This is a genomic window from Kushneria sp. EE4, assembly GCF_977968315.1.
This window is the reverse complement of the sequence record NZ_OZ386212.1, coordinates 1,316,758-1,329,207: the sequence shown is the minus strand read 5'-3', so window position 1 is coordinate 1,329,207 and position 12,450 is coordinate 1,316,758. Positions and strand designations below refer to the sequence as shown.

General features: G+C 61.0%; 10 protein-coding genes. All 10 read left to right on the top strand.

Annotated features, from left to right (window positions below):
* The first annotated feature begins 6 nt into the window (after positions 1-6).
* Positions 7-690 (top strand): ribonuclease III, encoded by a 684-nt coding sequence (rnc, locus tag ACXMYO_RS06135; protein WP_438767477.1) that lies wholly within the window; start codon positions 7-9, stop codon positions 688-690.
* 75 nt (positions 691-765) lie between these two features.
* Complete coding sequence (gene era, locus ACXMYO_RS06130; protein ID WP_457808121.1) at positions 766-1,704, top strand: GTPase Era; 939 nt, start codon at positions 766-768, stop codon at positions 1,702-1,704.
* Between the two features lie 2 nt (positions 1,705-1,706).
* Positions 1,707-2,417, top strand: coding sequence for a DNA repair protein RecO (gene recO, locus ACXMYO_RS06125; RefSeq protein WP_457808120.1), 711 nt, complete (start codon positions 1,707-1,709; stop codon positions 2,415-2,417).
* Positions 2,418-2,428: 11 nt separating this feature from the next.
* Complete coding sequence (gene pdxJ, locus ACXMYO_RS06120; RefSeq protein WP_457808119.1) at positions 2,429-3,208, top strand: pyridoxine 5'-phosphate synthase; 780 nt, start codon at positions 2,429-2,431, stop codon at positions 3,206-3,208.
* Between the two features lie 84 nt (positions 3,209-3,292).
* On the top strand, positions 3,293-4,189 hold the full coding sequence (gene cysM / locus ACXMYO_RS06115; protein ID WP_438767469.1) for a cysteine synthase CysM: 897 nt from the start codon (positions 3,293-3,295) through the stop codon (positions 4,187-4,189).
* A gap of 2 nt (positions 4,190-4,191) precedes the next feature.
* The gene (locus ACXMYO_RS06110) at positions 4,192-5,565 is read left to right on the top strand and encodes a TRAM domain-containing protein (protein WP_457808118.1); all 1,374 of its coding nucleotides are present in this window, start codon (positions 4,192-4,194) and stop codon (positions 5,563-5,565) included.
* A gap of 24 nt (positions 5,566-5,589) precedes the next feature.
* Positions 5,590-7,857, top strand: a complete 2,268-nt coding sequence (gene relA / locus ACXMYO_RS06105; protein WP_457808117.1) for a GTP diphosphokinase — start codon at positions 5,590-5,592, stop codon at positions 7,855-7,857.
* A 30-nt stretch (positions 7,858-7,887) separates the two neighbouring features.
* Positions 7,888-8,721 carry a nucleoside triphosphate pyrophosphohydrolase gene (mazG, locus tag ACXMYO_RS06100; protein WP_457808116.1) on the top strand — a complete coding sequence of 278 codons (834 nt, stop codon included), beginning with the start codon at positions 7,888-7,890 and terminating at the stop codon, positions 8,719-8,721.
* A gap of 112 nt (positions 8,722-8,833) precedes the next feature.
* Positions 8,834-11,557 (top strand): phosphoenolpyruvate carboxylase, encoded by a 2,724-nt coding sequence (ppc, locus tag ACXMYO_RS06095; protein ID WP_457808115.1) that lies wholly within the window; start codon positions 8,834-8,836, stop codon positions 11,555-11,557.
* Between the two features lie 206 nt (positions 11,558-11,763).
* On the top strand, positions 11,764-12,396 hold the full coding sequence (locus tag ACXMYO_RS06090; RefSeq protein ID WP_438767461.1) for a Fe-Mn family superoxide dismutase: 633 nt from the start codon (positions 11,764-11,766) through the stop codon (positions 12,394-12,396).
* The last annotated feature ends 54 nt before the right edge of the window (positions 12,397-12,450 follow it).

Genomic DNA, 12,450 nt, shown 5'->3' with positions numbered 1-12,450 from the left:
TATCTCGTGAGCAGTTCCCTCAATATCCTCAGCGATCGTCTCGGCTATCGTTTTGACGATAAGACCCGTCTTGAACTTGCCCTGACCCATCGCAGTTACGGCGGTGCCAACAACGAGCGACTGGAATTTCTGGGCGATTCCATCGTCAATTTTGTCGTGGGCGAGGCGCTCTATTCGCGCTTTCCCCAGGCTCGTGAAGGGCAGCTTTCAAGGCTCAGGGCGCGTCTGGTCAAGGGAGAGACACTGGCCGAGCTGGCGCGTGAGTTCGAGCTTGGTCAGTTTCTGCGGCTTGGCTCGGGAGAGATGAAAAGCGGCGGCCATCGGCGCGACTCCATTCTTGCCGACGCCGTGGAAGCCATTATCGGCGCCATCTATCTTGATAGTGACATGAACGCTGCCAGACGTTGCGTGCTGGCCTGGTATGACGCGCGCCTGCAGGCGCTCAATCTCGAGGATACCCAGAAGGATCCCAAGACACGCCTGCAGGAGTTTCTTCAGTCCCGCCAGATTCCACTGCCGCGCTATGAGGTGCTCAATATCGAAGGCGAGGCGCACGCCCAGCAGTTTACGGTCAGCTGTCATGTGGAGGTACTCAAGGCACCGACCACAGGCACCGGTGCCAGCCGTCGACATGCCGAGCAGCAGGCGGCCGAGCAGGCGCTGGCGTTGATCGAGTCGGCGCGGCGATGACGCCTTGCCCAATGCCGCCCGCCACCTTATGCACTATTCCCGCAACACCGGACACACGTTAACGTGGAGCATTTCATGAACGATATCACCACGGACGACACTCCCGAATCCGGTGCGTCCACGCGCTGTGGATTTGTGGCCATTGTCGGCCGCCCCAACGTGGGCAAATCAACCCTGATGAATCGCATTCTGGGTCAGAAGATTTCCATTACCTCGCGGCGCCCGCAGACCACCCGGCATCAGGTCATGGGCGTCAAGACCGAGGCCGACACGCAGACCATCTATGTGGATACACCCGGTATTCACATCATGCAAAAAGACCGCAATCGGGCCATCAACGCCTTCATGAACCAGGCCGCCACCCAGGCGCTGCGCGATATCGACTGCGTGGTCTTTATCGTGGATCGCACGAAGTGGACCAACGAAGACGATGTGGTGCTGGAAAAGCTCTCCCATGTTCAGGCGCCGGTGATCGTGGCCATCAACAAGGTAGACTGGATCGAGGATCGAGGCAGGCTCATGGCATGGCTGGCCGAGCTTGAAAAACGTCGCAACTTTGCCGCTATCGTGCCGGTGTCGGCGCGTCATGGCACCAACGTTGAGGCGCTTGAAACCGAAGTTGCCAAACATCTGCCGCACAACGTTCACTTCTTTCCCGAGGATCAGATCACCGATCGCAGCCAGCGCTTTCTGGCCGCCGAGCTGGTGCGTGAAAAGGTCATGCGTCAGCTGGGCGATGAGCTGCCCTATCAGATGACGGTAGAAGTCGAACAGTTTCGCGATGAAGGCCACATCATTCATATCCATGCCCTGATGCTGGTCGAGCGCGACGGTCAGAAAAAGATCCTGATCGGCGAAGGCGGTGATCGTATTAAAAAGATCGGCCAGGAAGCGCGCCTTGAAATGGAGAAGGCCTTTGACTGCAAGGTCATGCTCAAGCTCTGGGTCAAGGTCAAGCGTGGCTGGTCCGATGACGCACGCGCCCTGAAAAGCCTTGGTTACGATCTGGACTGATCATGGAACTGCAGCCGGCGTATCTGCTGCACCGTCAGGCCTGGCGTGAAACCAGTGCGCTGGCGGATATCCTGACGCTGCATGATGGGCGTATTCGTGCCGTGGCACGCGGCGTCATGCGGCCGGGCAGCCGAACGCGTCATCGACTTCAGCCCTTTACGCCGCTGCATCTGACCTGGCAGGGCGAGGGTGAGCTGAAAACACTGAGAGTCATCGAATCCCAGGGGCCGGGGGCCATGCTGGCGGGGGAAGGGCTTATCTGCGGCCTTTATGCCAATGAACTGATGACCCGTCTTTTGCCCCTCTCGTTGCCGGTCGATACCCTGTTTGCCTTTTACGCGGCCCTGCTTGACGCGCTGCCCTTTCCTGAACGACGTGGCGGTGCGCTCAGGCGTTTCGAGATCGCTCTTCTCGAGGCGCTCGATAGCGAGCCTGTTTTTCTTGACGAGCAGGACCGGCCGCTTGACCGGGAAGGGCGCTATCTTTATGACCCTGCTCTGAAACGTTTTCGTCCGGCGCCTTCGGACGGGCCGGCCTTTGAGGCGCGCGCACTGGGCTGGCTTGCCCGCGGCGACTGGGACGTCCCGGGGCTTGCCGGCACCGCGCGTGTTCTGACGCGTCAGGCATTGTCACCGCTTCTGGGCAGTCGCGAGCTGAGATCGCGCGAACTGATGAATGAACTGATGCGCCGTCGCCGAAATGGTGAGCGCTGAAGGAGAACAACATGTCGGACCAGATTTCCAACGTCCTGCCCCCGCGCATTCTGCTGGGCGTGAATGTCGACCACATTGCAACGCTTCGACAGGCGCGCGGCACACGATATCCCGACCCGGTGCAGGCGGCCCTGATCAGTGAAGAAGCCGGCGCAGACGGTATCACCATGCATCTGCGCGAGGATCGTCGCCATATTCAGGACCGCGACATCGAGCTTGCCATGCAGATGCTCAATACGCGTCTCAATCTTGAGATGGCCGTGGTCGAGGAGATGATCACGCTGGCCGAGCGCCTGAGACCTGCCAATGTCTGTCTGGTGCCGGAAAAACGCGAAGAGCTGACCACTGAAGGCGGGCTGGACGTGGCCGGTAACGGCGAGCGGATTCGACAGGCCTGCCAGCGGCTCGGGGCAGCAGGCTGTGAGGTCTCACTATTCATCGACCCTGACCCGGATCAGATCCGGGCGGCCTTTGATGCCGGCGCTCCGGTTATCGAGCTGCATACCGGCGCCTGGGTAGACGCGTCGCGTGACAATGCCGACCTCGAGCTTGCCCGCATTGCGGCCGCCGCCGAAATGGCTCATGCCCTGGGCATGACCGTCAACGCCGGCCACGGCCTGCACTATCACAACGTGGAAGCCATTGCGGCCATGCCCTGGTTTCACGAGCTCAACATCGGTCATGCGATCGTGTCGCGCGCTGCGCTGACCGGGCTTGATGAGGCCGTTCGCGAGATGAAGCGTTTGATGGTGCACTCGCGCGCCTTCAGCACGTTTGAGCAACCGGTCTGACGACGTTGGCCTGAAGACAATGCGTCGATCGGGCCGCGCTATAATAGGCTCTTTTTTGACATCCCGTTGATTCTGGAGCGCTGCATGGATTATCCCACAATCGAATCCACCATCGGGCATACCCCGCTGGTGCGTCTCAAGCGACTTCAGGTCGGCAGCAACACGTTGCTGGCCAAGCTTGAAGGCAACAATCCCGCCGGTTCGGTCAAGGACCGCCCGGCTTTGTCAATGCTTGCACACGCCGAAGCGCGCGGTGAGATCACACCCGGCGACACGCTGATCGAAGCCACTTCCGGCAATACCGGTATTGCGCTTGCCATGGCGGCAGCCATTCGCGGCTACAAAATGGTTCTGATCATGCCGGACAGCGCCAGCAGCGAGCGCAAGCAGGCCATGGCCGCCTACGGCGCCCGGCTTATTGAAGTGACGAAAGAGCAGGGCATGGAAGGCGCGCGGGATCTGGCCGATGACATGATCGCGCGCGGTGACGGCAAGCCGCTCAATCAGTTCGCCAACCATGACAATCCGCTGGCCCATTTTGAAACCACCGGCCCCGAGCTCTGGGAGCAAACGGGTGGCAACATTACCCATTTCGTCAGCTCGATGGGCACCACTGGCACCATCATGGGTGTGTCGCGCTATCTGAAATCGAAAAACGAGGCGATCCAGATCGTGGGACTTCAACCCGAGGACGGGGCCAGCATTGCCGGCATCCGGCGCTGGCCGGAAGCCTATCGCCCGAGTATTTTCGAGCAGTCGCGCGTGGACAGAATCATCGACATCGGCCAGCACGAAGCCGAAGAGCACATGCGCCGTCTGGCCCGTGAAGAGGGCATTCTGGCCGGAGTCTCCTCGGGCGGGGCCCTGGCCGGCGCCCTTCGTATCGCGCGTGAAGTCGACAACGCCGTGATCGCCTTTATCGTTTGTGACCGTGGGGATCGCTATCTTTCCACCGGTCTTTATGCACCGGAGCAGGATTGAACATGGCCATGCTGGGACAGCGTCGTCAAAAGCGCCCCGCGACGCGCAAGCGTCTGGAAACGCCAAACGAGAAACGCGCTGATGAAAAAAGCGTCGTGATCGAGCGTCTGGCGCACGATGGACGCGGCGTGGCGCGCGACCGTGATGGCAAGACGCTTTTCATCGAGCAGGCTTTGCCCGGTGAAGAAATCGAAGTCGCTATCCATACCCAGCACGGTCGTTATGATGAAGGGCACGTGCGCCGGGTGATCAAGGCCTCCGAAGAGCGTGTCACTCCCGGCTGCGCGCATTTCGGACGCTGTGGCGGTTGTGATCTTCAGCATCTCGCCATTGAAGGCCAGCGTCGCCACAAGCAGCAGGTGCTGCGTGAACATCTGGCACGCCATGATATCGAGCTTCCCGAGCCGTCACTGCTTGAAGGCGAGGCGTGGGGCTATCGCCGCCGCGCGCGACTGGGCGTTCGGGTCGGCAGCGATGACCGTATTCATGTGGGCTATCGGGTGCGGGGGCAGGATCGACTTTTCAATATCGAGCAGTGTCCCATTCTTGAACCCCGTCTTGAGGCGCTGATCCAGCCGCTGCGCGCACTGATCGAGTCGCTTGAAGCGCCGCGTCGGCTGGGGCATATCGAACTGGTGGCCGGCGATGACGTCGTCATGATCACGCTACGTCAGCTGCGTCGCGTGCCCGGCGATCTAACGCGCTGGCAGCAGTTTGCTCGTGAGCATGATCTGCTTTTGAGCGTTCTGTCCGGTGACGGTGACAAACCGGTGCTGGAGCGGCTGGACGACCGGCCTGACACATGGCCGCACTATCGCGCGCTGCCTGACGTGCCGGCCTCTGCCATCAGTGTCCGCAGCGGCGATTTTCTGCAGGCCAATGCCGGCGTCAATCATCAGCTGGTGGCGCGGGTGCTCGAGTGGGCCAATATTGATGACGACATGCCGGTCGTTGACCTGTTTGCCGGGGTGGGTAACTTCTCCCTGACGCTTGCCGCCGCCGGTGCCCGGGTCATCGCCTACGAAGGTCGGGAGTCGATGGTGCAGCGACTGCGCGATAATGCACTGGCAGCGGGACTGTCGGCGCGTGTTGATGCTCGCCGGACAGACCTTGGCGATGCGCCGCCCGGCCTTGAGGACGCCGCGCTGGTGGTGCTTGATCCGCCCCGCGCCGGTGCACAGGACATCTGCCGGGTGCTGGCGCAGCACGGGCCTTCACGGGTGCTTTACGTGTCCTGTGAGCCGGCCACCCTGGCACGTGATGTGCATCTGCTGGTCAGCGGCGGCTATCGTCTGGTCCGTGCCGCGGTGGCCGATATGTTCCCGCAGACGGCGCATCTGGAATCGCTGGTGCTGCTCGAGCGTCAGCCTACATAAAAGACATGACGGGGATCGTGTTACATGGTCAAGGTTCGTGAAGATCAGCCGCTCGATGCCGATGGACGGGTCGATATCACGACCTGGATTGCCCATCTCCAGAGCGAAGTACCGCTCAAGGACCCGGCCGAGCTGGAACGTGCCTGCCGCTTCGCCGCAAGGGTCAATCAGGAAGCGTCCAGCCAGCAGCCCGCCTGGCGCGATATTTATTCCGCTTTTCGCATCGGGCTGGAAATGGCCGATATTCTCAGCGAGCTCAAGCTCGACCAGCAGGCCATTACGGCGGCCGTGCTGTATCGCAGCGTGCGCGAGGGCCTGACGCGTCTGGAGGCGGTCGAGCGCCAGTTCGGCTCGGAAGTGGCCGGACTGATCGACGGCGTTTTGCGCATGGCAGCCATCTCCCAGCTGCAGGCGCCGGATCAGGCCATGACCCAGCACAATCAGCAGGAAAATCTGCGCAAGATGCTGGTGGCCATGGTGGATGATGTGCGCGTGGCGCTGATCAAGATTGCCGAACGCACCAGCATGCTGCGCCAGGTCAAGGACGGCTCCCGCGAGCGCGCCCTGCGCGTGGCGCGCGAAGTCTTCGATATCTACGCCCCGCTGGCGCACCGGTTGGGGATTGGCCAGCTCAAGTGGGAGCTGGAAGATCTCTCCTTTCGCTACCTGCATGAAAGCGATTACAAGACCATCGCCAAACAGCTGGCGGAAAAGCGCCTTGATCGCAATCGCTACATCCATGACGTTGTGGACACGCTCAAGCGCCTTCTCGAGGCGCAGAACATCACACGCTACGACCTTTCCGGTCGTGCCAAGCATATCTATTCGATCTGGCGCAAGATGAAGCGCAAGCACATCGACTTTTCCCAGGTTTACGATGTGCGCGCCGTACGGGTGCTGGTGCCTGAAGTCACCGATTGCTATACCGTGCTGGGTATCGTGCATTCGCTCTGGCATCACGTGCCCAACGAATTTGATGACTACATCGCCAATCCCAAGAAAAACGGCTATCAGTCGCTGCACACCGCCGTGTTCGGTCCGGAAGGCAAGGTGCTCGAGATTCAGATCCGCACCTTTGCCATGCATGAGGATGCCGAGCTCGGCGTGTGCGCGCACTGGCGCTACAAGGGCACCGATGTCGATTCCAAAAGCCGCAGCTACGAGCAAAAGATTGCCTGGCTGCGTCAGGTGCTGGAGTGGCAGGAGGAGGTCGGCGAGCTGACCGATCTTACCGAGGGGCTCAACTCCGATATCGCCCCGGATCGCATCTACGTCTTTACCCCGGAAGGGCATGTGATCGATCTGCCTCGGGTCGCGACACCAATCGACTTTGCCTACCGCGTGCACACGGAAGTCGGCCACCACTGTCGCGGTGCGAAGGTGGATGGTCGCATCGTGCCCCTGACCTATCAATTGAAGACCGGCCAGCAGGTCGAGATTCTCAACGCCACTCAGGGCGGGCCGAGTCGTGACTGGCTCAACCCCTCGCTGGGGTATGTCTGCACCTCCCGTGCCCGGGCCAAGATCCAGTCATGGTTCAAGCTGCAGGCGCGTGAGCAAAATGAGGAAGAAGGGCGCGTTCTATTGGAGCGCGAGTTTCGTCGCCTCGATCTTGAACGTCTGGATCGCACGCGTCTGGCGCAGGCCGTCAACTACAACACGCCCGAGGACATGTACGCCGCCATCGGTGCCGGTGATCTGCGTATCGGGCAGGTGCTCTCCCAGGCGCAGCATCTTTTTGGCGAAACCGAAGACATTGACGAGCTTGACCGTCTGCTGGCGCGCCCGCGCCGTCAGGGGGTGCGTGAAAGCACTGATACCATCACCGTACTGGGCGTCGGCAATCTCAAGACCCAGATGGCCAACTGCTGTCATCCGGTACCGGGAGACGACATCGTGGGCTTTATTACCCAGGGGCGGGGGGTCACCGTTCACCGCAAGGACTGTCCCAATATCCTGCAGCTTCAAGGCGATGAACCCGCGCGTATCGTGCAGGTTGAATGGGGGCAGCAGCAGCCCATTCAGTATCCGGTCGATATCGAAATCAAGGCGTGGGATCGCTCCAATCTGCTGCGCGATGTCACCGGCATCCTGTCCAACGAAAGGGTCAACGTGCTGGGCGTTAATACAACGACCAATCGCGATGACCATATGGCCACGATGAAGATCACGCTGGAGGTGGCAGGGCTTGATGTGCTTTCGAAGGTGGTCAACCGTATCGGACAGCTGACCAATGTGACCGATATTCGTCGGCTGCGTCAGGGCGGTGGCGGCATGCGGGAATCTTCATAGGCAGGCCTTTCGCAAGGCAGGGGTATTTTGATGCAGCAGGCACAGCGCTACACGCTCGACGATCTACTGACACTGATGCAGGTGCTGCGGGACCCGCAACAGGGCTGCCCGTGGGATGTGGCCCAGCACTGGGACACGATCGTGCCCCATACGATCGAAGAGGCCCATGAGGTTGCCGATGCCATCGAGCGTCGCGCCTTTGAGGAGCTGCCCGGCGAGCTGGGAGATCTGCTGTTCCAGATCATTTATTACGCCCAGTTCGGCCGCGAGGAAGCTCGATTCGACTTCCACGATATTGTTCATGTGCTGACGGTCAAGATGGTTGCCCGTCACCCGCACGTGTTTCCTGACGGCCATCTCGGCTCACGTCGACAGGGTGTGGCGGCGCTTGATGTGGATACCTCGGAGGTCAACCGGCGCTGGGAGGCGCGCAAGGCCAACGAGCGTGATTCGCGAGCGGCCATATCACACCTGGATGATATCCCGCTGGCGCTACCGGCGCTGTCTCGCGCCAACAAGCTCTCCAGTCGGGCCTCCCGGGCAGGCTTTGACTGGCCCGACCACCGCGGCGCGCTGGACAAGATTCGCGAGGAGCTGGCCGAGCTGGAGGTCGAAATCGAGGCCGGCCATCAGGAGAACATGAACGCCGAGCTGGGCGATCTTCTCTTCGCCGTGGTCAATCTGGCCCGCCATCTGAAGATTGATCCGGAGCAGGCGCTGCGCGGTACCGGACAGCGTTTTGAAAACCGCTTTCGTTATGTTGAAAAGGCTGTTCAGGCCAGTGGCCGGCCCATCGATGCCACCGATCTCGAGACCCTGGAAGGGCACTGGCAGGACGCCAAGCGTGTCGAGCGCGGGCAGTAGCGACGGATAATCGAGTCTTCGACTTTGGTCGCAAGTCATTAGTGTAGTGTTGTTGTTGTTTCCCGAGCGCGTCAGGCTCTTGCTTCCTGTCACGCGCCTTGCGGAGTCTTTCATGCAACACGCTTCTTCTTCTGCCCCTGAAGGTGCCTCTTCAGGGGAGGGTGCCAACCACGATCCTGCGCTGGAAGACAACGTGCTTCACGCCTCCCTGCGTGAGCATGTGCGTCTGCTCGGCGATAGCCTGGGGCATACCATTGCCGATGATCTGGGCACCGAGTTTGTCGATCAGATCGAAAGGATCCGAGCGCTGGCCAAACGGGGGCGCAAGGACGCCGGTGCTCGCGCCGAGCTGATCGAATACCTTCGTACCCTGCCCGAAGAGCGCATGCTGCCGGTGACGCGCGCTTTCAACCAGTTTCTGAATCTGGCCAATCTTGCCGAGCAGCACTATCGCGGCCGCTTTCGTCGAGTCGAGGATTATCGCCCCGGCACCCAGCCCCGTCTGGACGATCTGCTCGAGCGTCTGACGCAGGCCGGTCACGACGGCGAGGCGCTGATCGAGCGCATTGCCTCGATGCGCATCGAACTGGTCATGACGGCGCACCCGACAGAAGTGGTCAGGCGCACCCTGATTCGCAAATACGACGCCATCAACGCCTGTCTGGGAGAGCTCAACGCCAGCGAAGAGCATCCCGAGCGTCTGGAGCAGTTGCAGGGGCGTCTCAATGAGCTGGTCAGCCAGGCCTGGCACACCAGCGAGATTCGTGCCGAACGGCCGACCCCGGTGGATGAGGCACGCTGGGGGCTGGCGGTGATCGAGCAGTCGCTGTGGCAGGCCGTGCCAACCTTTTATCGCGAGCTGGATCAGATGCTGCTGTCACGTGCCGGGCGGCGCCTGCCACTGGAGGCGGCCCCCATCCGGTTTGCCTCGTGGATGGGCGGCGACCGCGATGGCAACCCCAACGTGACCTCGGCCGTGACGCGTGAGGTGCTGCTGCTTGAGCGTCATCGCGCGGCGGAAAGTTTTCGTCGTGATGTCGAGCAGCTGCGTCTTGAGCTTTCCATGTGGAAAGCCACGCCCGAGCTGATCGAGCTGGCCGGTGGCCCGTGTCCCGAGCCCTACCGGCGCGTACTCAGCGACCTGGAAGAGCGCTTGGCGGCCACCCGCGACAAGGCGCAGATGATCTGGGAAGGACATGGCTGGAGCGGCGAGCGCCCCACGGTGGATACGCGCGAGGCGCTGCAGGCGCCGCTGGAAGCCTGCTATCACTCGCTGATGGCCTGCGGTCTGGATGTGATCGCCAACGGGGCGCTGCTGGATACCCTGCGTCGGGTCGCCTGCTTTGGCACCACCATGACGCGTCTGGATATCCGTCAGGAATCCACTCGCCACACCCAGGTGTTTGAAGAGCTGACCCAATATCTGGAGCTTGGCAACTACGCCGAGTGGGACGAATCGGCCCGCCGTGAGTTCCTGCTCAACGAACTGGGCTCGCCGCGTCCGCTGATCCCATCGCAATGGCCCTGCTCGGACGAGGTTCGCGAGGTGCTCGACACCTTTGAGGTGATCGGTTCGGAGTACAGCGAAGCGCTGGGCTCCTACGTCATTTCCATGGCGGGGCAGGCCAGCGATGTGCTTGCCGTGGCGCTTCTCATGAAGGCCGTGGGTGGCCGGGTCAGCCTGCCCATCTCACCGCTGTTCGAAACGCTGGACGATCTGGACCGCGCCGGTCATGTGGTCAATGACCTGCTGGGCATGGCGCAGTATCGGGCGCTGATCGATGCCCGCCAGGAGGTGATGATCGGCTATTCGGACTCGGCCAAGGATGCCGGCCAGCTGGCGGCGGCCTGGGCGCAGTATCGCGCTCAGGAGCGGCTGGTCGGGGTCTGTCATGAGCATGGCGTTACGCTGACGCTCTTTCATGGCCGTGGTGGCACGGTTGGACGCGGGGGCGGCCCGGCCCATGCGGCCATTCTTTCCCAGCCGCCGGGTTCCGTGCAGGGCAGTCTGCGTGTGACCGAACAGGGCGAGATGATTCGTTTCAAGTTCGGTCAGCCACGTATCGCCGTGCGCTCCATGGAGATCTATCTCAGCGCGGTACTCGAGGCGACATTGTTGCCGCCGATCGAGCCAAAGCAGGCATGGCGCGAGGAGATGGATCATCTGGCCTCGCGCGCCCACCAGGTGTACTCGAGTATCGTGCGCGAAGACCCGGCCTTTGTGCCCTATTTTCGCGCCGTAACGCCGGAGACCGCGCTGTCCGGGCTGCCGCTGGGATCCCGCCCGGCCAAGCGCCGCGCCTCGGGTGGTGTTGAAACGCTCAGGGCCATCCCCTGGATATTTGCATGGACTCAGACGCGACTGATGCTCCCGGCCTGGCTGGGCAGCGATGCCGCCTTTGCCGAGCGCAGTAACAGCGAAGAGGGCATGGCCCGGCTGCGCGAGATGATGAACGAGTGGCCGTTTTTTGGCACCTTCCTGGACATGCTCGAGATGCTGCTGGCCAAGGCCGACGCCGAGATCAATGCCTACTACGAAGAACGCCTGATTGATGATGACAACTCCCGCGCGCTGGGCACGTCACTGCGCGAGCGCCTGGAGGGGCTCGAGAAGACGCTTTTGAACATTCGCGAGCAGCATCATCTGCTGGAGCATGCGCCGCTGATTCGTCAGGCCGTGGATATACGCAATCCCTATATCGATCCGCTCCATGGGCTTCAGGCGGAGCTTTTGTACCGAAGCCGCCAGCTTGAGGGCGATATTTCTCCGGATCTGCAGCGGGCCCTGATGGTGACGATGGCCGGTATTTCGGCGGGACTTCGCAACACGGGGTAAGGGCGACAAACGCCTTGATGAGACAAATGATCAACAAAGAATTGTGTCACTGACCTTGAAAAGCCGGCGTTGGCGCCTAATGTCTTATAGGACGCATACGGTGGTGGTTTTCCAGCGCCGTATGTCCTCAACTTTCATGACGATTGCAGGGACGAAATGCAGTCGTCGGTTTAAACCCGCTCAGCGAGCGAAAAAGGAGTTTGACCATGGCTTACAAGCTTCCCGAACTGCCCTATGCATTTGATGCACTCGAGCCGCACATCGATGCGCAGACGATGGAAATCCACCATGGCAAGCATCACAACACCTATGTGACCAATGCAAACGCTGCGCTGGAAAAGCTTCCCGAAGATCTGGCCGGACTCGAAGCGTCGGATCTGCTCAAGCAGCTCGACCGTGTTCCCGAAGAGCAGCGCACCGCCATCCGCAATAATGCAGGCGGTCATGCCAACCACTCGCTGTTCTGGGAAATCCTGACACCCAATGCGCGTGGTCTGAAGGAATTCCCCACGCTGATGAACGACATCGAAAAGACCTTCGGCAGCGTCGAAGCCTTTGCCGAGAAGTTCGAGACGGCTGCCAAGGGTCGCTTTGGCTCCGGCTGGGCATGGCTTGTGGTCAAAAACGGCAATCTGGAGATTGTCTCCACTGCCAATCAGGACAGCCCGGTCTCCTCGCAGGCTTATGGCGGCCATGATGCCACGCCGATTCTGGGTGTGGACGTGTGGGAACACGCTTACTACCTGAACTACCAGAACCGTCGTCCCGACTATCTCAAGGCGTTCTGGAATGTCGTCAACTGGGCAGAAGTCGAAAAGCGCTACAACGCTGCCAAATAAGCGTGTAACGCGCTGACGGATGATTCTGTCTGCAACCCGCATCAGCGCTCGCTG